Origin of the sequence: Pseudomonas sp. S31, from assembly GCF_016648105.1 — a bacterium.
Taxonomy (GTDB): domain Bacteria; phylum Pseudomonadota; class Gammaproteobacteria; order Pseudomonadales; family Pseudomonadaceae; genus Aquipseudomonas.
This window is the reverse complement of record NZ_JACVVE010000003.1, coordinates 123875-148001: the sequence shown is the minus strand read 5'-3', so window position 1 is coordinate 148001 and position 24127 is coordinate 123875. Positions and strand designations below refer to the sequence as shown.

At 53.0% G+C, this 24127-nt stretch carries 22 protein-coding genes and 2 pseudogenes; 17 read left to right on the top strand and 7 right to left on the bottom strand.

All coding sequences use genetic code 11. The annotated features are described in order from the left end of the window. Positions 1-93: 93 nt before the first annotated feature. The 8 genes from IAE37_RS04425 to IAE37_RS04390 all read left to right on the top strand — a co-directional run bounded on the left by IAE37_RS04425 (position 94) and on the right by IAE37_RS04390 (position 11529). Positions 94-1356 carry a tyrosine-type recombinase/integrase gene (locus IAE37_RS04425; protein ID WP_201169806.1) on the top strand — a complete coding sequence of 421 codons (1263 nt, stop codon included), beginning with the start codon at positions 94-96 and terminating at the stop codon, positions 1354-1356. Between the two features lie 188 nt (positions 1357-1544). Continuing rightward, the gene (locus IAE37_RS04420) at positions 1545-1784 is read left to right on the top strand and encodes a hypothetical protein (protein WP_201169792.1); all 240 of its coding nucleotides are present in this window, start codon (positions 1545-1547) and stop codon (positions 1782-1784) included. 244 nt (positions 1785-2028) lie between these two features. Next, entirely contained in the window at positions 2029-4461 is a 2433-nt protein-coding gene (locus IAE37_RS04415) for a tyrosine-type recombinase/integrase (RefSeq protein WP_201169789.1), read from the top strand. Then, positions 4461-6587, top strand: a complete 2127-nt coding sequence (locus IAE37_RS04410) for a tyrosine-type recombinase/integrase (protein ID WP_201169777.1) — start codon at positions 4461-4463, stop codon at positions 6585-6587. The genes IAE37_RS04415 and IAE37_RS04410 overlap by 1 nt, the downstream gene beginning before the upstream one ends. Next, the gene (locus IAE37_RS04405) at positions 6584-7084 is read left to right on the top strand and encodes a hypothetical protein (protein WP_201169774.1); all 501 of its coding nucleotides are present in this window, start codon (positions 6584-6586) and stop codon (positions 7082-7084) included. The genes IAE37_RS04410 and IAE37_RS04405 overlap by 4 nt, the downstream gene beginning before the upstream one ends. A gap of 447 nt (positions 7085-7531) precedes the next feature. Continuing rightward, on the top strand, positions 7532-8119 hold the full coding sequence (locus IAE37_RS04400) for an SH3 domain-containing protein (protein WP_328822692.1): 588 nt from the start codon (positions 7532-7534) through the stop codon (positions 8117-8119). A 639-nt stretch (positions 8120-8758) separates the two neighbouring features. Continuing rightward, positions 8759-10390, top strand: a complete 1632-nt coding sequence (locus IAE37_RS28985) for a hypothetical protein (RefSeq protein WP_201169770.1) — start codon at positions 8759-8761, stop codon at positions 10388-10390. A gap of 548 nt (positions 10391-10938) precedes the next feature. Continuing rightward, positions 10939-11529, top strand: coding sequence for a hypothetical protein (locus IAE37_RS04390; RefSeq protein ID WP_236409779.1), 591 nt, complete (start codon positions 10939-10941; stop codon positions 11527-11529). A 540-nt stretch (positions 11530-12069) separates the two neighbouring features. On the opposite strand, the gene IAE37_RS04385 is transcribed toward IAE37_RS04390, so the two are convergent. Continuing rightward, the gene (locus tag IAE37_RS04385; RefSeq protein ID WP_201169767.1) at positions 12070-12627 is read right to left on the bottom strand and encodes a hypothetical protein; all 558 of its coding nucleotides are present in this window, start codon (positions 12625-12627) and stop codon (positions 12070-12072) included. Positions 12628-12852: 225 nt separating this feature from the next. Here IAE37_RS04385 and IAE37_RS04380 point away from each other — a divergent pair, with 225 nt between their 5' ends. Continuing rightward, a complete protein-coding gene (locus tag IAE37_RS04380; protein ID WP_201169765.1) occupies positions 12853-13323 on the top strand; it encodes a helix-turn-helix domain-containing protein in 471 nt (156 codons plus the stop codon). Between the two features lie 59 nt (positions 13324-13382). Here the strand turns inward: IAE37_RS04380 and IAE37_RS04375 are convergent, their stop codons facing one another. From IAE37_RS04375 to IAE37_RS04365, 3 genes are read right to left on the bottom strand one after another with little or no spacing between them, the layout of a single operon-like run. Continuing rightward, the gene (locus IAE37_RS04375; protein WP_328822691.1) at positions 13383-13850 is read right to left on the bottom strand and encodes a hypothetical protein; all 468 of its coding nucleotides are present in this window, start codon (positions 13848-13850) and stop codon (positions 13383-13385) included. Positions 13851-13879: 29 nt separating this feature from the next. After that, the gene (locus IAE37_RS04370) at positions 13880-14320 is read right to left on the bottom strand and encodes a hypothetical protein (RefSeq protein ID WP_201169757.1); all 441 of its coding nucleotides are present in this window, start codon (positions 14318-14320) and stop codon (positions 13880-13882) included. 33 nt (positions 14321-14353) lie between these two features. Next, complete coding sequence (locus IAE37_RS04365) at positions 14354-14746, bottom strand: DUF6957 family protein (protein WP_201169755.1); 393 nt, start codon at positions 14744-14746, stop codon at positions 14354-14356. Positions 14747-14901: 155 nt separating this feature from the next. Here IAE37_RS04365 and IAE37_RS04360 point away from each other — a divergent pair, with 155 nt between their 5' ends. Both IAE37_RS04360 and IAE37_RS04355 read left to right on the top strand, forming a co-directional pair. After that, positions 14902-15435: a transcriptional regulator gene (locus IAE37_RS04360; RefSeq protein WP_201169753.1), complete on the top strand. Its 534-nt coding sequence runs from the start codon at positions 14902-14904 to the stop codon at positions 15433-15435. Positions 15436-15533: 98 nt separating this feature from the next. Then, on the top strand, positions 15534-15899 hold the full coding sequence (locus tag IAE37_RS04355; RefSeq protein ID WP_201169750.1) for a histone-like nucleoid-structuring protein, MvaT/MvaU family: 366 nt from the start codon (positions 15534-15536) through the stop codon (positions 15897-15899). A gap of 388 nt (positions 15900-16287) precedes the next feature. Here the strand turns inward: IAE37_RS04355 and IAE37_RS04350 are convergent, their stop codons facing one another. Both IAE37_RS04350 and IAE37_RS04345 read right to left on the bottom strand, forming a co-directional pair. Then, the gene (locus tag IAE37_RS04350) at positions 16288-16689 is read right to left on the bottom strand and encodes a hypothetical protein (RefSeq protein WP_201169748.1); all 402 of its coding nucleotides are present in this window, start codon (positions 16687-16689) and stop codon (positions 16288-16290) included. After that, positions 16690-17346, bottom strand: a pseudogene (locus IAE37_RS04345) (amino acid ABC transporter ATP-binding protein); the annotation flags it as partial. 72 nt (positions 17347-17418) lie between these two features. Between IAE37_RS04345 and IAE37_RS04340 the strand changes: the two are divergent. The 6 genes and pseudogenes from IAE37_RS04340 (at position 17419) to IAE37_RS04315 (ending at position 23439) form a co-directional block, all read left to right on the top strand. Then, positions 17419-17706, top strand: a complete 288-nt coding sequence (locus IAE37_RS04340; protein ID WP_201169745.1) for a PaaI family thioesterase — start codon at positions 17419-17421, stop codon at positions 17704-17706. A 252-nt stretch (positions 17707-17958) separates the two neighbouring features. Next, a complete protein-coding gene (locus IAE37_RS04335; protein WP_201169742.1) occupies positions 17959-18780 on the top strand; it encodes a sugar phosphate isomerase/epimerase family protein in 822 nt (273 codons plus the stop codon). 45 nt (positions 18781-18825) lie between these two features. Next, positions 18826-19151 (top strand): annotated as a pseudogene (locus tag IAE37_RS04330) (hypothetical protein). A gap of 117 nt (positions 19152-19268) precedes the next feature. Next, complete coding sequence (locus tag IAE37_RS04325) at positions 19269-20639, top strand: sigma-54 interaction domain-containing protein (RefSeq protein WP_201169738.1); 1371 nt, start codon at positions 19269-19271, stop codon at positions 20637-20639. A 162-nt stretch (positions 20640-20801) separates the two neighbouring features. Further along, entirely contained in the window at positions 20802-21950 is a 1149-nt protein-coding gene (locus IAE37_RS04320) for an iron-containing alcohol dehydrogenase (RefSeq protein WP_201169724.1), read from the top strand. Positions 21951-22017: 67 nt separating this feature from the next. Then, on the top strand, positions 22018-23439 hold the full coding sequence (locus tag IAE37_RS04315; protein ID WP_201170005.1) for a hypothetical protein: 1422 nt from the start codon (positions 22018-22020) through the stop codon (positions 23437-23439). A 398-nt stretch (positions 23440-23837) separates the two neighbouring features. Here IAE37_RS04315 and IAE37_RS04310 read toward each other — a convergent pair whose 3' ends face one another. Then, positions 23838-24113, bottom strand: coding sequence for a hypothetical protein (locus tag IAE37_RS04310; protein ID WP_236409776.1), 276 nt, complete (start codon positions 24111-24113; stop codon positions 23838-23840). Positions 24114-24127: the final 14 nt, after the last annotated feature.

Sequence of the window (24127 nt, the reverse complement as noted above, 5' to 3'; positions counted from 1 at the left end):
TCCGATAGCCCTCCCCTTTACCCCATCCAGAATCTGAGCCATGAGTCATACTCCACAACGATCTTCCTGAGTCGATGCGTGGGGCGTCAGAAAATGAAAGTGATGATGGTGCGAGGCAGAGAGCTCGACCTAAGCAATTCCATCCTCGCCAACGGCAAACACCGTGAGCAGTTCTTAGCTCAGCCTGAAGGCAGTGAACCACTCGTGCAGGTGACTGGGTGCGGGTTGATCGATGATGATGAACAGCTTCTCCCCTTGGTATCCTCCTACCTCTGCCGCAACTACAGAAACATCCTTAAAGCAGACAAAACAGTTCTGTCCTATGCAAGACGTATCTCCTACCTGCTTCAAGACCAGAAGACCCAACCTGAGTACGAAAACTCACCTAGAGACGATCTCCTGCTGAGTGTCGGCTTAGGTAACATTGAGGTGTACTTGGGTCGCCTGGATGGGGCTGGCCTCGCTCCCAAAACGGTGCAAGGGCGAGATGCGGCCTATCATCACTTCTTCACGTCCCACCTCTGCATCAGCCTCAGTGGAAAGCCTCCGCTCCGGGCTGACAACCCTTATGAGCACGGGCCGATTCGGACGGGCAAGGCGAACATCAAAGCTATCGTCCAGCCATGCAGCATGCCCGAGCTTGAACAGCTGATCTTACATGCGCAGTCAGAACGAGAAAGGTGCATGCTGCAGCTGATTTACGACTCAGGAGTTCGAGAGTCCGAGGTTCCCCGCATCACGCTTCAGCACATACGTGATGCGCTCGACTACCAGAAACTCCAATACGTATCCGCTGATTGCAACATCCCTGTGAATGCGGATTACAGCCCCTTGCACGTCCAAGGCAGCAAGGGCAGAAAAAACCAGATCGTTCCTAGGGTAACGCTTGTCAGCAGGACGACCCTAGAGCGCATCGAGAGATACCACAGCACACCTTTGTACCGTCGATATAGCCAGCGCTTCAGAGACCCTAACAAGACGCCCGCGTTCTTCAATTCGCATGGAAAGGCCTATACGACCAAAAGCGTCGAAAAGCTCTTCGAACGCGTTTCTGAGCGTGCTCGGAAATCACGCAAGATCAAGCGGAAAATTTCACCACATAAGTTCCGGCACGGCTCTGCATACCTCCTCCTCACAAGCCCCGACCTAGGTACAGATTATTTCCAGCGCCTTGGGATGCTCTCGATAGGGCACGGCCATGCGTATATGACTACGACAGAGGGTTACGCGCAGATCCCCCATGACATCTATCAAAAGCTCTGCAAGCCGGACTCGCTCCTCAAGACCAAGTGTGGAGAAATGCAGGTTCTTCGCGATAGGACTACCAGGCGGATCAAGACTGGGGACAAGAAATGACTGCCTCGTGGACACGCCTCAGAAGGGCCGAAATGATGCTGGCAACATGCCCACATCTTTCTGATTTTCGGGCGTTTTTCAGGACTCAGCTCGACCAGAACTACACTCTGGACTCTGCATCTCGATAGCCTTGGGCACCGGAACCATCCAGATTCAACCCACCATCGCAACCTAGAGAGATGCTCGAAATGAAGAACACGAAATCGTCACTTGGTGAACCGCTTGTGATTGAAATCAGCGAGACACAAGGAGAGCCACACGATGGGAGTGCACACCTGCATGAGCGTCTGAGCAAGCTCTCCAAGAGCTTTGGCCACGTAACTCAGTCATCATCCATCGACACCTACGCGACGCTTGACCGAGACCGCACCCGGCGAGCCACCACCGGCTTCGAGCAACAGGTGGTCGGCCCTCATACCCTGCATTGACTCGTGAAAATTGGCTCATGACATTTGACACATTTTGCCATGCCGGTCAGGGAAAAATCCTGATCGGTCAGATGCTTAGCGATAAGGGTATACCACCAGTATACTCTTAACTTGTTGATTAATAAGGCTTTTATCTATATTTCCGACTTGACCGGCGCATCGCCATGGTATTCATTTCTGGTTACTAACCAGGAAGACAGGCCATGTCTGTCCGTGCCCAACCGTGTCCGGGAATAAGCCTAAAATGAGCGCTACTCATCAGCCGCCCGAGGGTAAAACAGGCGCCCTGCCTACCAACGACGTAGAGTCCCCCAAGCCCACCAGGCGCCCTAAGCGATTGGAATCCGAGGTCACTGAAGCAATCGAGGCCTGGGCCACCCAAGTCAAGACTAGCCGTCAGTCTCTTTTGAAGGTGAAGCTCTCGCAGAGGGGAAAGTTGAGCCCGGCGTACACGTATCTCGAGAAGGAGCTCAACACCAGCGGCAACACCTTCAAAACTAGGCGAGACATCCTCGACTCCATAATCCAACAGATGATCGAGGAGCAAATCGTGATCCCAGGGCAGCCCTCAATCGCGAATGAGTGGCGCCGTAAGCTTCTCTGCTGGTATGAGAGCCTGACGGAAGAAGAAAAGCAAAGCGTCCCGGTATTCGGCAATACCATCTCTTCGAAAGCCAGCCTGTTTCAAGTCGATGGGATGAAAAACCTGAAGTGGGCGCGCTCAGAATTTGTCGTCGTTGAGCAGACCTTTCAAGACATTCTCACTGACCTCACGCGGCTTGGCGTCATCAATGCCGACTACAAAAACTGCAAGGAACGGGGGGTCGAAGCCGAGCTAAAAAAACAACAGGCCTCACCTAAGGATTCCCTTACTAAGGCGCTCGCTGAGCTCAGGCAGGTCGCAATCTCCAAGCATGAAGATTTGGTAGAGAACCCTGGTAGGTCTTTCAGCAAGCTTCTACACATTTTTGCCGCAGCGTCGATAAGGTCAAAATCCGCGAAGGGCCTGCACAACTACAGTGAAGGATTCCGGCAAATGACCCTGCATCTGACAGAGGTTGGCTTCAATGGAAATGAGGATCCTCGTGAGTACATTACTGCCCACTACCTAACGCGATTCAGGAAATACCTCACCGATCAAATGGAAGCCGGCTTGCTAAAATCGCTTTACTCACAAGGGGTATTGTCGGCAGTCCGCTCCATGCTCAAGCGAGCGGTGAAGATCCGAGGAATGGGCCTCACGTCATTTATCGATGTGGAAGGGTTCAGCACCGCTCGGGAAACAGATCAGTATCGTCCCTATCCGAAGTATGTTCGAACTGGGATCCAGCAAGCTTGTGATAAGGAGCGGCAAGAAACCAACGAGCTGGCCAAAGACTACACCCCCTTCCATGGTGGCAGTGATCCATTGGGTGAGGATGGATACCTTGTAAGAGGTATGGCCACCCTAGAGAATGCTCGTTGGATTTTCGAAAATAAACTCAACGGTAGGTTAATCAGCCGATGGTCGGCTGACGCTGAGGAAAAATACGAACAGGCCTTTGCACGATTATTGAACATCGGCGGATTAGGAGTTGCTGAAACGTATGCCAGTTGGGGGGTTATCTACCATCTGACCTCAAGAATGTTGGCCCCCTACATCACCCGGCTTGCGCAGGTAACGGGGCTGAACGCCGACTCCCTCAAAAGCCTGGATATTGATGATTTCGTCGAGCGCCACGAAATTACTCAGCGCCCCTATCTTCGCTATTGGAAAGTTCGGTCAGGTGGGGGTAAGGTTCTTCATCTCGACATGATGTATGCGGATTGGACATGGTACTCGCGAGCACAAAGCATTGAGATTAAGAAGATTTTCAATGAGGTCATTTATCTGACTCGCCACATTCGAGATCGAGCCGAAGAGCCTGTCAAAGACAGATTATTCATCTATGAGTCGCAGAAGCAAAGCGAGTTCCGGAAGGTGAAGTCTTTCGAGAACTCAAACGTGATCAATACCGTGATGAACCAGTTTGCCAGGGATCACGACCTCAAAACTGAAGACGGGAAAGCTCTCAATATCTCGGCTTCCCGGCTGCGCCCGAGCCTCGTGGCTGAACTCGTTGAGCTGGGTCTATCCATCAGGGAAATCCAGGTAATTCTAGGTCACAAATCGCTGAGTGCCACGCAGAAGTATCTCGATCAACTCGAATTCAACAAGACAGCTCGTGAGGTCAACACCAACGCGCTCATCCAAATTCATAAAGGTACGATCACTCGCGATAGCCAACCGGTCAGGCCGACTCCGGCAGCTGCAACCTCAGCACCAATTGTCATCCGGACTGGGTTGGTCAGCTGCAAGGATGCGCTAAATCCTCCAGATGAAATCAAAAAGCTGCCGAACTACAAAAAAGGCAGTAAGTGCTCGCTACTGAACAAGTGCCTCTCCTGTAGCAACTCTATCATCACCGTATCGAACCTTCCCGACCTGTTTGCCATGCAGTGGGACTACATATCGATTATGTCCACGAGCAACGTGGCCGAGACGCCCTACGGCGCTGTTATCCGCGAGAACCTTGAGGTATTGGGTAGCATTCTGACTCCATCTGACCATGGCTTCACGGCGGAGCAGCTTGATGAGGCCCGGCGGTTAGCAGAGCACATCATCACTAGCCCCTTGATTGAGACGGTGTCCCTGTGATGCTCGGGTTCGATAGCCTCATTTACAAAATCAAAGCGGTGCGCGAGCGCTTTCTGAGCTACTTAGGTAACGAGCTGATCACAGTCACCGCCCATTCCAACGACGGGGTAAACGCACTTGAGTTACTCGCTGCCCTGATGAACCTCCCTGTCAGCAAACTCAGTCTCTTAAAGCATATGATCTGGGACTTCAACGAAGAGTCTCAGGCTCTGCCAAGGGACATACAGGGCGCAAAATCCCGGATCGATTTCGAGATCTATGAGAGCCTAAACGAAACGGTTCTTTTCGAGCTGAAGATAGCCTTGCTGTGCATGCTCGAAATTCCAGGAGCACTTTTCTACAGAAAATCGCCTACGAGCTACAAACACTATTCGGTCTTGGACATCTTTAAATCCATAATCCCCTTTATCAACCAGATGTGCGCACGTAAGCGAGCAGAGCATGGAGATCACTTCTTCGAAAAATCGCACTTCAGCTTGGCCGACTTCACGGAACAGGACTATCGGCTGGAAGCTGAAAACTTTGACCGTGCCTTCAGGGAGACATTTATTCAAGGCTTTCGAGTGTTGAGGTCTCATTTTTTGGTCGAAAACCTCTTTGCCAAGCCTTTGGCATATGTCGACCTAGAAGCCTTAAACTGGAAGCGAAACAGCCTCACCAATAAACAATCCCGTTCTAGAAAAAAATGGTTCAGCAATCATATTTTCGAGAAATGCTCGCGCGAGGGCTCTTTCGCAGTTGTCGATTTCCTAAGAGCGCTGGACGAAGATATTTGGGATCAGGACACGCTGAGCCGGCTCGAACTGGTGGGCTATCACAAAGCCTCGGACGCTAGTATCACGCGAAGAAATTATGACATCTACGTTGCGTACCGGATGTCTTCAAGGGGCTACAAAGGCCTTGAGATCAAACCCTTTCTCTATCAGATGGCGCGTGAATATTGGTCGTTCCAGAAACCTTGGATGCTAAAGGACAAGGAAGCACTGTGCAAATTAACAGAAGCCCCCATGGACAATGAGCTGTATGAGTATCTCACTCATATCAACAACAGCGCCTGCTACATCGTTGCTCAGTACACCGGGATGAGGCCATCAGAGCTTTGCAATTGTTTGGTTGAAGGCTGTCTGACAGACGATGAATTTGGTCACGATCTCATCATCAGTGGCGTCATGAAACATCGGAAAGTCCTCAGGAAGCTCTTCGATGATAAGTGGGTTGCGATCCCAATCGTCAAGGATGCAGTTCAAGTGCTGAGGATTCTTGACCGGTTCAAGCAGAACCCCTACCTGTTCTCCAACATGAACACCGTGATGCCTGGCATGCAGCATGAAGCCAAGTCGTTGAGCGGGTCTGGGTTAACCCATCAGCTCTATGCCTTCTTGGCCAAAACCTTGACCTCCGAAGAGCTTGAAGAGCTGGAGGTATCGCCCTACACACTGAGACATTCACTCTCCAATCAGATGTTCAGGGCCGCAGTGGGATTACCCTTCATTTCCTACCAGCTGAAGCACTTTGGTCACCATGCCAGTACCATTGGCCAAGATATGCGTAACAGACGGGTCGGCACCGTCACCATTGACTACGGAGGCATCGGCGAGACTCTAAGCTCAGGTGGTGGCTCAGATGCTCCCGGTCGAATAGATGCCGAGAAGGAGTTCATAATGAATTCCTTAAACCCCGATGGGGGTTATGCCGGGGACAACGCATCCGCGCACCGTGCTCGGCTCAAGAAATACTTCAAAGGGTATCTCGAGGCTGGTTACTCGAACGACGATATCTTCGAACGGATGGCTGAGCTAAATTTTGCAGTCATCAACGTCGGTCAAGGATACTGCTACGGCAACGCGACAGATTTGGATGATCCCTCCATTCCCTGTATTGGCTCCCTGCGCTGTAATCCCAACCGTTGTCAAAACGCGGTGGTAACTGAAGCTAATGCGCCCAAGTGGCAAGAGATTTATATACAAAACACCGTAGCGCTAAGGCGGTACGAAGCAGATCCGTCTGCAGCCTTCGCAGAGCTGAGAGACCAGGGTGACGTCGACTTATCAATCGAGCAAATGAAGCTAGTGATTGCCGAAGCCAAAGAAGTGCTCATTCAGCTCGGCATTGAGGTATCTGTGTGAACACATCAGCCTATGACGCCAAGAATGAGGAGAGCTTCGAGGCTGTCACTCTGGCGCTCGACGCTGCGCTGAACAAGATGGAGAAAGATTCTTCGATTGCGGCTAACGTAACTCAGCTGGCGAAGCTGGCTGGTGTGCATCGAAACACAATTTACCACCGCGCTTGGCCGCTTGAACGCCTGCGAGAAATCAAGGCGAAGCGTGCTCAACAAAAGAACGACAATGCAGCCGCGATAGCACAGACGCGCACCCCTGAAGAATTGTTGGAGCTCAGCAGGCTTGAGATCGTCTACTGGTTCACCCAGCTCCAAGACGCTCGTGCTGCCAATATTGAGCTACAAGCCTCTCTAAGAAAAACTGCGCAGGCTCGTGATATGTACATGAGAGACCACCAGCAATGCTTGGAGGTAATAAATCAGCTGCGGATTGATATCTTGAAGCTTGAGCACACAATCGTTGTGCTGGAAGACGAAATGCGAAATTTACAAGGTGGTTAATATGCTCAAGCTATCTTCGTTAATTCGCTGGGATGCAGCCTGACATATCCTCAAACGGCTTCGGAATCTGGCCGCTGTTGATAATCGTAATGAAAATGAGAAAGACCGAGAGCGAGCTTTCGTTCAAATCGTGAGCTCATTGAACACTCTCAGAACGCCCCCCTAAGGGTGGTATGGCAATCGTTCCTAAAGAGGTTCGCGACCACATGACTGCTTTGCGTGAGGGGCAGAGCTATATGGCTCACATTACAGAGCTGCAGCAGACATGGTCGTCAAGTGGGCGCTGAGTGATGCAGAGCATTGCAACGTTGAAGTCGTAGAATGGTTCCTTGTCCTGTGGAGCTAAGTGGGCTGCTTAGGTTGCTGGATCGCGGCAAACTTAAGCTCTCGAAGCTGAACAAGCTGCAAAAAATCCAGTCTTGGCTACGCTTGCGTTAGTATGATGCAATGGTTGGTCAGGAAGACAGCCGTTCCAATGTGTGCCTAGCGAGAGCAATGGATATGCGAAAGAAACCGCAGTCATGGTTTGTCCCACTCCTTATTCTTTTTGCCGTCCTGTGGGCAGTAGGGAAAAAAGATTCGCCACCAGCCTCAACCCAGCCAGGCGCTCTGACCACGTCGAGCACGCTAGCAGCTAATTCCCCAGCCTCATCGCCACTACCGGAGACCCCCTCCGCAACTGACCAGTTCGTAAGCGCCGATAGTCTCAATGTGCGGGATCAACCAGGCGGTAAGGTCGTATCCAAATTGAAGCGCGGAGAAAAGGTTCAGGTCTTCGAGATGAAGAACGAATGGGCGCGCATCAGCACTGGTGGTCAACCTGGACGGTGGCTGTCGTCCAAAAACCTTTGTAGCGGGTCAGGCTGCTACGTTGTGCAGAGGCCCAAACCACTGACCCAGGCACCGCAGCCTGCCCGTCAACAGACACCTACATACGGCTCGTCCTGTCCTTGCTCGTCAGGCAACGTGTGCATCGGGCCCCGTGGCGGTCGGTACTGCATCACCTCCGGGGGAAACAAGCGTTACGGTATTTGAGCGTTTGACTGAAGGCACCTTGCGCGTATGGGAATGTTGTATGCGCTCTGACTAGGTGAGAACCACTACGTGTGTCCATCTCAAGATCAGGTTTAGCTGTAGGTGGCCAGGCCGAGGTATTTGGATGTTGCGGTCAGCGGTGCCGCCCTTGTTGTTCTGGATCACCTTCTCCTGGTTTGATTTGGGCGTTCTGCCTGTGGCAGACGGGTGGCGTGAACCAGGCCGCAGCAAGCTGCTTCCTGGCCCTGGCGGGCTTTCATCCGTCACGCCTGCGCGCTCCGCTTGCATAGCCCAAAGCCTGTTCGAAAGCGCAATAGCACGCGTGGGTATTTGTGCGGCCCAGAGACGCTCGAATCAATACTCATCCCATTCGTCTCAGTGATAGTTGGACTCTGGCAGACCATCATCGCGCTGCGGGACTTCAGTCATGCATTCAACACGACGAACCTTATGCCTTACCAACCTGCTCGTTGATAGGAGGACGTCCTCGCTGGTGTCGTGAGGCCTTTGCCCACGCACATGATTTGGGAGCTTATCGCTGGCAGGAGAGATCGGATTGCCCTGTCACTCTTCAATATTTGCCTGAGCAGTCCATCAGTGGTATCAAGTTGCCATCCCTGATGCCTCTGGAAACACGGAATGTCTGAGCTGGCCACCCTCGAACACGAACCCCTTACCTTGGATTTCCTAGCAAAAAACCGAAAGGCACAGGTTGACGTGAGCCACCTGTCAGCGCCCCTCGTCTCCGCTGGTATCGAGCAGACAAACATCAATCACTACCGGACGAAAAATACCGGCCACGGCTATGCCGCTGAAGATGCCAACGCGCTTAACGATGTTCTGCAAGGGCGTAAAGTCGAACTCACAGGAAAAACCCGCGAGCTCAATGGTGCTGACCGCATTGTCGACGGCGTCAAGATCCAGACCAAATACTGTCAAAGTGCCCAAGAGTCCATCAACTCAGCCTTTGATAAGGGGCGGTACCGCTATCCTGATCAGGTCATAGAGGTACCCAAGGATCAATACGAACAAGCCATTGAGTTGATGCGCAAACGCATTCAGGACGGGCAGGTGCCAGGAGTAACCGACCCTGCTCGTGCTCAGGAGTTAGTCAAGGAGGGCTCGATAACCTACAGGCAAGCGGTAAATATCGCTAAAGCTGGCAACGTCGACAGCATCCTTTTTGACATCAAGTCGCGTGCCGTCTCCACGACCTTCGCCTTCTCGCTGTCTTTTGCCATCACTTTCGTGACCCTAAAAGCACAAGGCGTTGACAGCAAAGTGGCGCTACGTTCATCACTGGTAGTGGGTTTGAAAGTGGGTGGTATTTCCCTGCTGTCAGGGGTGCTCACAGCGCAGTTGCTTCGTACAAGGTTGATCGGAGGGGTGGGGAAAGTGGTGGCCAAAAATGCCATCGATGCGATGTTCAAAACCCAACTTGGCAAACGCTTCATTATCCAATACGCCTCAGCCATGAATGGCCAAGCGATGAAAGGATTGGCAGCGCGTAATTACGCAGCCAAGGCCCTGAGGAGCAATGTCGTATCGGGTACTGTCGTCACTGTTCTTATGACCTCTCCGGATATCTATCGAGCTGCCTTCTCCAAAAATGTGTCTTGGGCTCAGGTGAGCAAAAACCTTGTAGTCAATGCCTCGGGTGTGGCGGGTGGATTAGCTGGAGCAGCAGGCGGTGCAGCACTAGGCTCAATAATCCCTGGGGTTGGCACGGCTGTCGGAGCGGCGGTCGGTGGTGCTCTGGGCGGGCTGGGGATTGGCCTTGGTGCGAGCGCGCTCTCCAAGGCTCTAATGGATTACATTGTTGTCGATGATGCCAAGCAAATGGTCGATATGCTGCCTGACTTGCTTGAGCCTCTCGTTAACGACTACCTGCTCACTGAGGATGAAGTCATCATCTTCAGCAAAAGCTTGTGTGAAAAGATCAAGCCCGCCTTTCTGCGTGATATGTACAAAGCGCAAGAAAAGGAAGCTTTTGTTTACGAAGCGTTCGAGCCACTTTGTGAGTCATTGGTGAAGCAGCGTCCTCATGCCCATTTGCCGTCGCTCGAAGACATCCTGAAGGCCGAAGAGGAGTTCGTTACGGAGCTCCAGCAGTTCGAGAAGCAAGAAGCCATCGGTACCCTGATCTTAACGCTGCGCGCGGCAGCGAATTTACCTGAGTTACCAGCCGTTGAGCCTGAGTACGGTAGCGTTGTTTCAGACGAGCACCGGTCGATGATAAAGGCGAGTAAGTGGTATCGATTCGGTTTCTAGATCCCGAAGAGTCCACACGCCGGCATGATGTCCAGAAACGCCTGAACTTGATCAGACTAGGGCCGGTGTGTGGTTTATAGCTTGGGCGAAGGTGAATCTTAGCTGCGCATGGGACATGGACATAATTGAAATCATTTGAGACGGCATATTTTCTTTCCAGGAGGGTTGTGAGGTTGCTATGAATGCGCAGGACTGCATTGAGGTTATTGCTTGGCGTCGGCTGTCCAACGGAGCTGCAGTACGGTACGTGTGCCTACAATCGGTGGGAACGGGCCAATTCGCTGTGGCAACTGCAGGACTGTTCACCGAGGGCGTCGAGAGCTTATCGTCCTGAGTGGAGGGGAATGGGAGCCGGCAGGTTGCGGCTGCCATACAGCGCCCTGAGTTTCGCTGGCTTGGGAGCGCGAATGAAGTGATGAACGCTTGGGACGCTGATTTCTGACTTGAATGGACTTACTGGCCCTTAGAGGATCAGCAAATTGGCCAGCTCATGCTCTCGCCAAGCCAGAGTAAAATGAGTCAGGCTTATTTATTCAGTGAGAGGCCAAATGGACGACACAGCAAGATTTGTTTTTTATGAGAAGATTTACTTCTACGAGCTGGAGCGTAAAGAAAAACTGATCTCAAGACTTAACCTTCCCCTTGCCATGCTAGGCGTATTACTTTCATTCCTATCTTACATGTTAGGCAAGGCGCCAGGCTCAGAAGATGGCTTCGCTGGTATCGCATTCTGGATCTTCTACCTGTCGGCTGTGTTTACTTTACTTTGCGGCGCATATTATTTTCGGTCATCGTGGCAATTGCGTGACTTTGACAGGGGTCTGCCTACCTTGACCGAGCTGGAGAAGTACAGGGCTGAAGCAGAGAAGCATTTTGCAGCGCACGGAGAAAATGACGACGATGCAGAAACCTATTTCAAGGCCATAATCCTGAACTACTACATCGAAGGGGCAACCGTAAATACGATGAACAACGACAAGCGTGGTGCGAAGCTCGTTTCGTTAGCAAATTACGTAACCTTGACTATAATATTTTCGGTATTGTCCTTCGTTCCGTTTTACACCTACCAGCAGGAGTTTACTAAACGTGAGCAATCAGAAGCCGCCACCGCCTCCACCGCCGCCAATGCGCTACGTTAAGGATCATGGCAAAGACCTTCCGAAGTCACCGCCACCGCCACCGCCGCCCAAGAAATGATCGATAGGACGCAGACATGACCTGTCTGCTGTCCTTTCCTAATGGGTATAGAGAATCGACACGCGCTTAGCAACCTCTTGGGCCTTTGTGATCGCTTCCACTGCTACCAGTGCCCCAGGAGGGTGGATTCTCGACAATGTCGATTCCCATGATGAGTTCGTACTGCATGTCCTGAAGCACGCGATCCAAGCTCGGTAGGGCTTGGGATTCCCTGAGGGCATTCACGACCTGGAGCAGATGCCGACCTTGAGCGACGGGCATTCGGATGTTGCAGTAAACGGTGTCGTCTTTGTCGTCCTGCATCATCTTCTCCTGGTTGGATTTGGACGTGCTGCCTGCGGCAGACGGCTAGCGTGAACCAGGCCGCAGGCAAGCTGCGTCCCGGCCCTGGCGGGCTTTCATCCGTCACGCCTGCGCGCTCCGCTTGCGTTCACGCAAGTGGTGGGAGGTAGACGCTTCGCACTATGACGACCCACGGCAGCTTACTTATGAAATTTGCTAAAACGACTCGAAAGCGTAGTCGCATCCATATGGGGCCAGGCCTCAGGATTGGCAGTCGATTTCACCATCAGCCAGGCTCTCCAGATGAAGAAACCTCCAACAAGCGCAGCTTCTGCAATAGCAAGGTTTGTCGTTAGTGTGTACAAACCATCGAACTCTTTCCCAAACAGCCATGCGACCACGAAAAGTGAGGCACACCAGCCCACCACGAACATAATCGCCGCTGCGATTGCGGCAGTAATCAAGATGACCAGCGGGACTGAAAACCGCATGCTTGTCGCAAAGAACTTGTTGCCACCCTGGTTAGCCAGCCCGTATAGGACGCCTGTGTTTTTTTCCTTGTCCTTCTCATTTTTAAAAATGCCATACAGCGTGACATTTTCTCCAACCTCTAACTCTTCGTAAAGCTTGTTTGTCATCTGCAGCTTGGGAATGACAGATCCGTTTATGCTTACATTCGCCTTGTAACCGCCATTCATTGGGTTTACAGATCTCACGTAATCAACTTTTCCAGTAACTTTGACGCAATCGAACTTCATTACAACGTTCCTTTTCACGATAGGTGCAGGTGGGCTGCGCGGCTCGCCATGCTGTCGACCTCGTCTCCCTCAACGGGAATAGGCCCGAAAGCAGAGCGCTACCCGCCAGCGAGGTGTCGCTCATCCTGCCTGCGATATCACCTCGCCACACCCTATGCAGAATATATTAGATGGAATGGGTTTGGACAATCTGGCTTTATCCTCGGATTTGTCGGAGGCATTTTCGTGGACTCCAGGGATTCACTGGCTGCCGTTCTGCGGGTGCTCAGGCGCGCTCGCGAGCGCAAGACGGAGCACTTCTCCGAAGGCATAAATCCGACTCACATTGCTAACCTGGAGAACGGCAAGGTCAGCGTGACGCTCCAGACGCTCGAAGCCGTAGCGAACGTGCTCAACGTCAAGCCTGTAACTCTCCTCGTCCTTGCGACTGCGCTCCGTAATGATGTGCCTAACGACTCAGTTCTTCGCGAGATCGAACTGGAGCTCAAGGAGCTAGTCTCCCTGGGCGTGATGGATGCCTTGGATAGTGAGTTCCAGGATGGAAAGCTCAGGTCTCGGCCTTCAGGTGCTCAGATCTCTCAGGAGCGACTTGAAGCCGTGCTCGCGTGTAAAGCTTCTGGGCTGACTCAGAAAGAAACAGCCCATAAGCTTGGGATACCTTCGTCTACGGTGCAGCGATACTGGCAAAAGGGGTGAGACACGTTGGTCTATCGCCCGGCCTCCAGCGCTCGTACCCGCGTCCCCTCGGGAGCGCTTCAGATCCAGTCTTCTTCACGTAGATGCATGTGACCCCCCATGACTGTGTCTACCTGTCCCAACCCTAGGCGACCCTCAGCGCTCTCGCTACTGGTGAGCGCCTGGGGCTGGTGACTAAGCTCTGTCCAGAATTTCAGATACTCACGCAAGCTCCTCCGTCCAAAGCCTTTGCGAAAAGTTGCTAAGACGTACCTTGAGTTGAGAGTCTCCAGCACCCAAAACCGCCCCTCCACCTGCGCCCTAACGATATTTGAGGTGCGAATGTGGTGACCATCTTCAAAGCGCCCATATGGGGTTTTCCTAGGATGGTCGAACACGATGCCGATGGCCGTGTGTGCTTGGATAAATGCACCACACAGGTATGCGGTGACGGGCGTATTGAAGCCTTGGGCCTCTGCTTTGGCAATGCGTTTGAGATCAAAGTCGGAGAGCCGCTTAGTGTGAAAACTCAGACGTACTTGGGACATTAGTGTGCTCCATTCCGGCCTTTGCTCGGTCAGCGGATCATGCTGGCTCGGTAGATCGGATAAAGGTTTTTCAGCGAATCAGGATCGAAGCCCGCGACATGTGAGCTGTGATAGACGGCGCCGTTTTCCACTTCAAGTAGGCACACAGAGCACTCGTTTTCGTCTTCACCCAGGGTCGCTTCAACCAGAGTTTCCATCCGCCAGCCGGTCGTGCCGTTCATATGAGATGGGGTTACGACTAGGACATCCGTTACCTTTAGGTCATCGTCTTGGCCAAGCAGGATCTCCTGCAGCCTTGGCTCACTGTCGACCATAAGTGTGGCCTCGTAAGTGCGACCCTCCTGGTAATGCTGCAGCGTGAGGTGATACCAGTGAGTTCGCAGTATCCGAGACACCTGGTTCCAGTTGCATTGACCTTCGCCAAACATGCCTGGGATACCCACCATGTCGGTTACGTTTGTTCTGAACATTTGAAGCTCTGGATCCACGGATGTTGGGTCTAATCAGGTGATGGCGAACACTTCTTGCAACGTCGCGAGCTGCTTATGCCCTGGGCCTTGAAGGACGTAGACCGTGTTCCTGGTTTCAAAGAACACCCCTTCCTCGAAAGCCACGCACATGCTTGAGCGCACAAAGTCGCCAGCGTCAAACCGACCTTCACTGTCCTCGACTACTGAGTGGGAGAACAGCAAGAGAGGGAGCTGGCCTCTTGCTTGGATCTTGGTCGTCTCCTCTGGTGTGATCTCGATCTCAAACACCGTCCATTGCTCCACGATGCAGTAGGGCCGGCCTGGATAGCGTTTCGACACGATGCTGCGGGCTTCCTCTTCGGTCGGAACGCCCTCAAGAGGTGTGCGTGGGGCATTCAAAAAACGGATCATATCCTCAGTAGCCATGAGGCTTTCTCCTCAACCATTTTCATGAATTGCCAGCGATGCAGTTCTAGCCTGCTGGCACTTGGCTAGCTGACCAGCACGCGCGCAGCGTTGGCTCTCAGCTGGGCGCATTAAACACCTGTGGTCGCCTAGAATCAATCATAACGACTAGATTCATGTGTTTTATGATTGGTTTTGTTGTGGCTTTATCCTCGGTTTTGAGCGGGGATACGGCAATGGAGGCGGCAGAGGCTCTGGCTGTCGTGGTTCGCGGCCTTCGTAGGATGCGGGGATTGTCTCAAGAGGACTTGGGTAGCATCGGGCGCTCTCACATAAGTCAGATTGAGCAAGGAAGTATCAACATACGGTTAGACGTTCTGGGTCGGCTCGCCTCTGTTCTTGATCTGGACACACCTGCGCTGCTGTTGATGGTGGCCGCTGTGCAGAATGGTGAATCTTTCCGTGATGGCATCAGGCGTGTGTCAAAGCAGCTGAGTAAGGTTGGCGAGAGAGAATTCAGCCTTGAGGTCAAAGCACTGCTCGCTGAGGCCGGTAAACCAACCGGGCGACCGGCTCGTCCTGATGCTGCTGCGAAGGCAGTGGAGGCTAGACGATTGAGGGAGGCCGGTATGCCGGTCACCCGAATCGCAGCCCATTTGGGCTTGTCTGAGGCGACTATCCGTCGCTATTTAAAGGCCGATCCGACCTAAAGACGGGCAATTTCGAGATCTGCTGATCCAGCCCTGCTATAGCGCAAAGGCATGAGCTGGCTGTACCCTTTGTGCACCCCAAACTCAGGAATGAACAAATGTCTCGTCTCGTAGAATTCCGCCGCCTTGAGCAGCAGCTGGCTCAGCAACTTGCCGAGCTGGAGGTTATGAAAAACGATGGCTCCATCCAGGCCGAAATGGAGTTTGAAGACAAACTGCGCGCCTTGCTTGGCGAGTACGGATACAACCTGCGGGACGTGATCAACATCCTCGATCCGCAGGCAGGTAATCATCGCCTGGCTCCTCAAGTTCAGGAGAAGTCCGCTCGCAAGCCTCGTGAAGTCAAAATTTACAAAAACCCTCACACTGGTGAATTGGTGCAGACCAAGGGCGGCAATCACGCTGTACTGAAGGCCTGGAAAGCTGAACACGGTGCCGAGACTGTCGAATCCTGGCGCGAGTGAATCGCGTTTCTTGACGAAGCGAATGCTCGATAGGTAGCCTCATTTTGTAAGTGTCCGGCACCAAAACCTCTGTGAGGAAAAGACCTCTTTAACGGCACCTTGAACCCCGTCGTGGAGAGCCGGAGACCCTGAGCATTGCCTTGAAAATCGCAATCACGGCGGTTTTTTCTGTCTATGGATTAGTCGCTTAATCAGCCCTAAGTAAGGCGTCTCAGCTTCGATCTTCAAGTCAGTGAGCTAGCTGACTGCTGGCTTCTCTTTGAGGCTCTTCCCATATCTGGTGAAGAGGTATTGCTGTGCATATTTACTGATGAAGCGGTAAGCCTCGCTGATAGTAAGAGGTGGAGTCTTGATCTCTTTAACTAGCTGTTTGAAACCATGTCTTGAGTCAAAACCACTCAGCGAGAAATTGTTGGCGGTCAGCTCCAAACGCTTCTTGATCTTGGCCAGTAAGCATCAGCCCAGACACACCTGAGGCCGTAATTACGATGCTTTCGGGCGAAATCTGCTTGTCGTGCAGGTTCGACAGATACGTCGCAATCGCTTCACGCAAATAGGGGCGCCCCAGGTTCTGGGCGTAAAAGGTTTCCCCTTCAGTGATCGACTCAATGGCCGCCTGTTGGATGAAGGGCGCGGTGGCTTGATCCGATTCGTCAAACCAAAACGGAAGAACGTCCGGGCGGCTCATGGCCCCGTTAGCGACCTTCCGGATTTTCGAGCCGGCCAGTCCACGGATCTGGAGGCGAGGCTCTTGGTTCGATGATGAGTTCGGGATGTTGCTCATGGTCATTTAGCCTTCTAATGCATGAAGCGATGCGGATAACCCGGTATCGGTATGTCCTTGTAGAACTGATCGGATAAACAATTGCGCTCGGTCGGTTTTGGGAGCGCAGCCGAAGAATTGCTCTGGAGGGGAGTCCTCGATAATCCGTCCCTGCTCCATGAAGATGACGCGATTGGAGACTCGTCGGGCAAATGACATTTCATGGGTCACGATCAACACCGTCACGCCTGTCTCAGCGACCTTTTGAATAACATCAAGTACCTCACCGACCATCTCAGGGTCGAGTGCGGAGGTCGGCTCATCAAAGAGCAGAACTTCAGGTTCCATCGCGAGTGCCCGCGCAATGGCGCCCCGCTGTTGCTGTCCACCCGAAAGCTGAGTAAGCCGCTTGTGAGCGTGCTGAGCCAGTCCCACTCGTTCCAACAACCCGAGCGCTTTCTTCTCAGCATCTTCCCAGGACAATCCACGAACACGCACTGGAGCAATGGCGACGTTTTTCAGGGCAGACATGTGTGGGAACAGTTTGAATTGCTGGAAGACCATCCCGACCTCGGCCCTCACCTTGGCTAGATTTTTTCCTTCCTTGACCTCGATGCCGTCGACCTCAATCGTCCCGGCCTGAAAGTTTTCCAGCAGGTTGATGCACCTCACCAGGGGCGATTCATAATCCTCATTCTCGAGGAATCCAAAGGTTTCTTTCACTGACTACATAGCGACAACAAACGAGGAGTGGCAATGACTGACTCAGATTCGGAATTATTCCTTGGAATTTATAATAGCTTCGCAAGACAGGAACTAATAAAAACACTAGGAGCGAAATTAACTAAAGTTTTGCCGAGCGAAGTCCATATTGAACAGCCATTCTCAAATCATATTTCTCAGCATCATGGTTTTGTACACGCAGGGGCTATCGCAAGCGTGATAGATAGTGCCTGTGGTTACGCGGCATTGTCGGCTTTGCCCGAAGGCCGTGACGTGGTCACGGCTGAGTACAAGATCAATCTGCTTCGTCCGGCTATATAGGCAAACGATTTGTTGCGGTTGGCCGAACTCAGAACGTAGGGAAATCTCTGACTGTCTGTACCGGTGAACTCACTGCCCAGTTGGAGGATGGATCTGAAAAAATGATCGCGATCACCCAGACCACCATTGCCAACATCCAAGCGTCTTGATTCATGCTTTACCTAATATCGTGGGTGGCTGGTTCACATTCAGTTGAACCATCCCACCATCCGCTATTCGAATGCTTCATCAGTGTTAACAGGAAGGTCTGGGATGGAGATAAGCGTAGTAACCTGGACATTGGGGCTCGTTGCAACTCAGGACGTGATCAACAAAGCGCGAGCACTGGGCTTGGACGGCATTCAATACGCTGGCGATCACAGAGACGTGGATCCGATTCAGCTACGAAACAGCGCCATCCAGTCAGGGTTAGAAGTCATCGCCGTCGACCCATTCAATGCTGGGCCTACTGACCCGAGCACTGCCACTGCAGCAGGAGCTGTCGCCTACTACAAACGCGTGATCGATTTTGCCCAGACTCTCGGGACGGTGCCGGTTACGCTTCAAGGCCTCTCGCTCTGGACGAAGAACTGTGCCAACAGGAACGATGCCAAGGATCAACTCCTAACCTGTTGCGAGGCGGTTAACCAATACGCTCATGAACGCGGCGTCCGAACGCTTTACGAGGTATGCAACCATTACGAAGTACCCCTGATACACACCGCTCAGGAGTGTCGGGAGCTTATCGAAGCTGTCGGTGCGGGAAATATGGGCATGATCTTGGACAGCTTTCACATGAACATCAATGAGCAGGATCCCTTGCAGGCTATACGGGCCAATCTGGACTTACTCGAGATTTATCACATCTCCGACTCAGATCGAGGCGGAATTGGAACCGGACACATCGATTTCCGGACGCATTACCGGACGCTCCTAGAGGGTGGCTTTGCTGGCCATGTGGCGATTGAGCCGGTGCTCGCTCACCTTACCCCGAGTAATTCTCCGAGATCCGCAGACGACCAGGCTCAACTGGACGAGCAGATTTACCATAGCGCCTCGTGCTGGAGGAGTTACTCGGGTGATCTTCCTGAGTGATACAGGCCCAAGGTTTTCCATTGCTGCTGCCTAAAGAGTGATCACATGAGCAACTACGCCGTGACTCCTGACGGGCGATACTTTGTGGTCAAAGGTCGGCTGTGGCGCTGCAGCGATCCGTCGCTTTCCGAGGATGAGCGAGGTCGATTGGTTAAGGGGTTGATGAACGCCCGGCGCGCAATTAAGAAATCCAAGTCCTCCGGAGACGCCACTGAGCTTCGTGTCGCAGGGGAGCTTGTCAAGAAGCCAAAGTAAAGCTCGGTGAACGAGGGGCGCCATGATGGAAGGACGGTAGCCCGGACTACAACCGAAAAATGGTTGTAAATACGCCATACGCAGACTGGTATGCCTCGCTCGACGATCAATGTTGAGGTTCGTCAGCGCTACCACAGGGCTGAGATCGCACAGCCAGGCTGGTGACTGCACAGGCTTGCTCCTGTAAGTGGCCAAACCACTTACACTATCCTTTTCTGTGGCAGATCCTGATCGTGGACTTCAACGACCAAACCTTTGACACGTTCTTGAATGCATTGCATGACGGTGTCTATATCACCGACGGCGCCGGTATCACCGTGAAGGTGAACACTGCATACGAGCGACTGACAGGGCTTGAAGGTAAGCAAATCATCGGGCGTAGCATGCATGACCTGGTACGCGATGGTGTCTTATCACAGTCAGCATCATTGCGCGTGCTCCAGCAAGGCGCTCCAGTATCAGTGATGCAAAGCCTAAGCAACGGCAAAAAGCTTTTGGTAAGCGCTACGCCGATTTTTGAAGATCGCCGCATCAGCTACGTCGTCAGCGCAGTTCGAGACATGACCGAGCTTCTGCGTATGAAGCACGAGCGTGATGAGCTAGCTGGGCTTAAAAAGCTTCGTCACAGCACCGCACTACTGCACGCTGGCGAATACATGAAGCTCGCAAAGTCTCCAAGGGTTTTCGACCAGGCACAGACTGGACAGCTCTTTGCCCAAGCTCGACGAGTGGCCAGTAGCGATGTGAAGGTGCTGCTTCTCGGAGAGACCGGGGTAGGCAAAAGCCTCGTCGCCCAGTACATCCACAATGCAAGCGCTCGGGCAAATGAGCCTTTCATACCTCTCAATTGCGGAGCAATGCCGGAAAACCTTATAGAAGCGGAATTGTTCGGATATGCGCCAGGAGCTTTCACAGGGGCCGCTGCAAAAGGGAAGAGAGGGCTATTGGAGCTCGCCAACCATGGCACCTTGTTCCTCGATGAGATTGGTGATCTCCCCCTATCCCTTCAGGTCAAGCTTCTCAAGGTCATCGAGGAAAATCGCTTCATCCCTGTTGGAGGCCTAGAGCTAAAGGAGGTCGACGTCCGCATCATCAGCGCGACCCACCATGATCTTCGACAGCGGGTTGCTGATGGCTTGTTCCGGGCGGATCTGTATTACAGACTCAATGTCGTTCCGATCAAAATCCCTGCCCTGAGGGAACGTGGCAATGAGATACCCACGCTCCTAGAGCACTACCTTGCTCATTTCAACGGCAGATATGAGCAAAACTTGAAATGGAGTCTCGAGGCGGTCGATCTGCTCTGTGAGTATGCTTGGCCAGGAAATATCCGCGAACTAATAAATCTGGTCGAGCGCTTGGTCGTTACCTGCGAGTCTGAAACGATTGAAGCGCTAGACCTACCGGAGGAGATGCTGAACCTGCATGGAGAGAGCGAAAACCTGAGCCGACTCCCCTTGCGCAGGATCATTGAGAATGCAGAACGCAGCGCCATCATGTCCGCGATGCGTATTCACAAAACCACCCGCCTTGCGGCAAAGGCCCTGGGCGTCAGCCAAGCCACCATTGTCCAAAAGATGAAACGTTGGGAAAGGTCTGATTAGGTTTCTAATCGGAGACCAGCTTTCTGATTTAATTCTTGCTCGCTAAACGCCTCCCGACATTCACCAGAACGCGGTGAAGGCCAGCAACGGCGCGCTTTTCAAAGCTTTGGCATAGCTTTTGTTATCCACAGCTCATCACAAGAAAACCAAGAGGATGAGCCCGTGAGTGTTTCTGCCTTCCAGATAGCTAACAAACTCCTTACTGGCGCCGGCGCGATTGACCAGCTCGATGCCGAATTAACACGTTTGAAGGTCAGCAATCCCCTCATCGTGACCGATGCGATCCTGGTGAAAACTGGCACCGTTGAGCTCGCCTTGGCTCAGTTGGCTGGCCGCAACTACGGCCTCTATGACCAAGTTCAACCAGAGCCGGAAATTGGTTTGGTTGAAGATTGCACTCGTGCTTACCGTGAAGGTGGTCATGACGGACTAATCGGTCTGGGCGGTGGAAGCGCGATTGATATCGCCAAAGGTGTTGCTGCCTTTGCTGGGCATGAGGGAGCTCTGGCCGATCTTTTCGGAGTAAATCAGGTAGCCCGCAAAGGCCCTCCACTGATCGCAATCCCAACCACTGCCGGCACCGGTTCCGAGGTCACCAACGTGGCTATTTTTTCGGACAAAAAAGCGCAGTTGAAGAAAGGGATTGTGAGCGACTACCTCTTGCCAGACGTTGCCTTGGTAAGTCCGGTAATGACCCTTACCTGCCCACGTAGCGTCACTGCTGCAAGCGGGGTAGACGCGCTTGTACACGCCATCGAATCGTACATTTCTGTAAACCGCTCACCTATCACCGATGCCATCGCGCTGGGCGCAATCCGACTTATCGCACGTGCCTTGCCAAAGGCCTATGCGAACCCTGAAGACCTGGTTGCTCGTGAAGAAATGGCCACGGCGAGCCTCATGGGTGGCATGGCGTTTGGCAACGCTGGTGTCGGTGCGGTACATGCCCTGGCTTACCCACTTGGCGGACGCTTCAACATCGCTCACGGTGTCAGCAACGCACTCTTGCTTCCTTACGTCATGCGGTGGAACAAGCTCGCATGTGCTGAGCGCCTCAAAGATGTTGCCCAGGCAATGGGTATCAGCGTCGACGGGCTGAGCGACCTTCAAGCAGCTGATGCTGCAGTTACCGCGATGGCCGAGCTGTGTGCAGCAGTCGGTATTCCAACCGGGCTTCGAGCATTCAGTGTCCCCCATGACGCATTGGCATCAATGGCTGAAGAGGCCAGCAAGATCGACCGCCTGATGCGCAACAACCCTCGCAAACTTTCGCCGGCAGACATTGAGGAAATCTACCGAGCAGCCTGGTAGCAGCCTGATGAATCTGGCACCCCCTGCTGGGTGCCATGCCTACAAGACCAATAATACAGGTGCACTGATGTCAAATTCAGCACATGAAACTCCATACATTCCCCTTGGCCCGTTCAAGGTTCGACTGCCATTTCTGCACTATCGCCTTGAGCTGCCAGACTTCCTACAAGGCCTCTTGATGTGCGCCGTGGATCTCGCGGCCATCCCCCTGATGACCGAGCTTCTCGGAATGCCATTCGAAGTGGCCCTCGCTGTCGTCATGCTCAATGGTCTGCTTTACCTCACTCACCATCTCCTTGGAGATCCAACCGTTCCAGGATGGATCACGCCAGCAGTCCCACTGCTGATGGCTTACTGCGCGACATTCCCTGAGGGGCCAGAGCGAGTTCATGCACTCATCGCCTTCCAGCTCTTGTTAGGAGTGTTCTCGATAACGCTCGGCGCAACGGGAATGGCCAAGAAGGTCTTCACCTACGTTCCCTCAGCCATCAAGTCGGGCATCATTGTCGGCGCGGGTTTCAGTGCCGTGATTTCTGTGTTCCAGATTGGCGGCAAATTCGATGTGCTGCCGATCACCATCAGCATCACCGTAGGCCTGGCGTTCTATCTGATTTTCTCCCAGCATTTCGCACAGCTGAAAAAACGGAATCGATTCTGGTGGAATTTCGCCAAGCTTGGAATTCTGCCCATCATCCTGCTTGCCGTCGTGATTGCGCCGTTGGTGAACGAAGCATCCTGGCCAACCATCAAGTGGGGTATCAGCACGCCTGACTTCCTGGGGCTCTGGAACAACTACACAGTCTTCGGACTAGGCATGCCACCTCTCTCGATGTTCATCTCAGCCATTCCAATGGTGCTTGCGGTGTACATCGTCGTGTTCGGCGACGTGCTTAGCGCTAAGGTTCTGTTGGATGAGGCTGAGCAGGTGCGTACCGATGAAAAGGTGGACTACAACCCTGATCGCGCTCACCTGATCTTCGGTGGACGGAATGCATTCATGAGTATCTTCGGCCCAGATGTAGCGATGTGCGGGCCTAAATGGGCGGCAATGCTTGTGGTCATCATCGAGCGGTTCAAAGGTGGCCCACGTGCCATGCAGTCCATCATCGGTGGCGTCGGATCTTTCCGCTGGGGAACGAACACAGGCTTGTTGTTGCTGCCAGTCGTGACGCTTGTTCAACCTATCCTGGGTGTGGCCTTGGCCCTCACCCTTCTGATCCAGGGCTATGTCAGCGTGCGTCTTGGGGTTCTGGAGGCGAAGAGTCAGCGTGACCTTGGCATTGCCGGCGTGATCGGTGCCGTGCTCGCCATCAAGGGTGCGAGCTGGGCATTCGCCGTGGGAGTCGCACTTTGCCTGCTGATCTACGGAAAGAATTTCTTCAAAGGCGAAAACGACGGTACCTTCACTCGAGATCAAGAATCCGTAGACGATATCCCCACACCAGCGATGCGTGAGACGACTGCTTCCGAACCAGTAATGTTGGACTAAGTTGCCGGTGGTGTGGTCATCCAAACGAGGCCACACCGCATATCCTATAACGGAAAATCTGAGAACTCTTGAACCTCGGCCAGGCTCATGCTGACTCCAGCCAATGCGAAATGGCGGGGCTCGTGCTAAGCACCCTAGGTGGTAAGCCGGAGTGGATCTCGGTTCCACCAAGTCATCAGGCCATGCCCTACGTCAGCCTCTTTTCCAGACCAATACGTACTCAGCCGCACCGCGATTGAAGGCAGTCCTGCACAGGACATCTCAGGCTTCCGATTACGTTACTGCTTAGCTAGAACTCCGAGCGGGTTTTGCTATGACTGTAGGGTCATGATTGACTTACGTCGCTACATAAACTTGATACAAACGGTTGATCGACGTGGGCATCTTCATCGCTAAGCTCATAGACCTGCATGCCGCAATAAGGCAAAAAAACGCTCGCCTTGATTTTCCTGATCAACCTGGCCTGGCGCTTGCCGCACTAGCTCAGCAAAACCTTCCCGGATCGCATCCGCGTTATCGTCCAAGGCCATCAGGGAGCCTTTCACATTGCCGACTACGTCGAGGGCGCCTCGATCCTCAATCCATTTTGAGAGCTCCTCTACGGCAGCCCTCAAGGCATCCCGGTTGTGGTGAAGGCGTTCAAGCACGGCTGGTGCTGTTCGAAGCTCTTTCATGGGTCATCCTTGAA

Bases quoted from the DNA above. Each gene is read 5' to 3' on its own strand.
- IAE37_RS04385 (WP_201169767.1), bottom strand. From the start codon at position 12,627: ATGAAGTTCGATTGCGTCAAAGTTACTGGAAAAGTTGATTACGTGAGA.
- IAE37_RS04415 (WP_201169789.1), top strand. From the start codon at position 2,029: ATGAGCGCTACTCATCAGCCGCCCGAGGGTAAAACAGGCGCCCTGCCT.
- IAE37_RS04350 (WP_201169748.1), bottom strand. From the start codon at position 16,689: ATGACCATGAGCAACATCCCGAACTCATCATCGAACCAAGAGCCTCGC.
- IAE37_RS04390 (WP_236409779.1), top strand. From the start codon at position 10,939: ATGGACGACACAGCAAGATTTGTTTTTTATGAGAAGATTTACTTCTAC.
- IAE37_RS04310 (WP_236409776.1), bottom strand. From the start codon at position 24,113: ATGAAAGAGCTTCGAACAGCACCAGCCGTGCTTGAACGCCTTCACCAC.
- IAE37_RS04340 (WP_201169745.1), top strand. From the start codon at position 17,419: ATGACTGACTCAGATTCGGAATTATTCCTTGGAATTTATAATAGCTTC.
- IAE37_RS04360 (WP_201169753.1), top strand. From the start codon at position 14,902: ATGTGTTTTATGATTGGTTTTGTTGTGGCTTTATCCTCGGTTTTGAGC.
- IAE37_RS04425 (WP_201169806.1), top strand. From the start codon at position 94: ATGAAAGTGATGATGGTGCGAGGCAGAGAGCTCGACCTAAGCAATTCC.
- IAE37_RS04315 (WP_201170005.1), top strand. From the start codon at position 22,018: ATGTCAAATTCAGCACATGAAACTCCATACATTCCCCTTGGCCCGTTC.
- IAE37_RS04375 (WP_328822691.1), bottom strand. From the start codon at position 13,850: ATGTCCCAAGTACGTCTGAGTTTTCACACTAAGCGGCTCTCCGACTTT.
- IAE37_RS04420 (WP_201169792.1), top strand. From the start codon at position 1,545: ATGAAGAACACGAAATCGTCACTTGGTGAACCGCTTGTGATTGAAATC.
- IAE37_RS04370 (WP_201169757.1), bottom strand. From the start codon at position 14,320: ATGTTCAGAACAAACGTAACCGACATGGTGGGTATCCCAGGCATGTTT.
- IAE37_RS04355 (WP_201169750.1), top strand. From the start codon at position 15,534: ATGTCTCGTCTCGTAGAATTCCGCCGCCTTGAGCAGCAGCTGGCTCAG.
- IAE37_RS04365 (WP_201169755.1), bottom strand. From the start codon at position 14,746: ATGGCTACTGAGGATATGATCCGTTTTTTGAATGCCCCACGCACACCT.
- IAE37_RS04410 (WP_201169777.1), top strand. From the start codon at position 4,461: ATGCTCGGGTTCGATAGCCTCATTTACAAAATCAAAGCGGTGCGCGAG.
- IAE37_RS04400 (WP_328822692.1), top strand. From the start codon at position 7,532: ATGGTTGGTCAGGAAGACAGCCGTTCCAATGTGTGCCTAGCGAGAGCA.
- IAE37_RS04335 (WP_201169742.1), top strand. From the start codon at position 17,959: ATGGAGATAAGCGTAGTAACCTGGACATTGGGGCTCGTTGCAACTCAG.
- IAE37_RS28985 (WP_201169770.1), top strand. From the start codon at position 8,759: ATGTCTGAGCTGGCCACCCTCGAACACGAACCCCTTACCTTGGATTTC.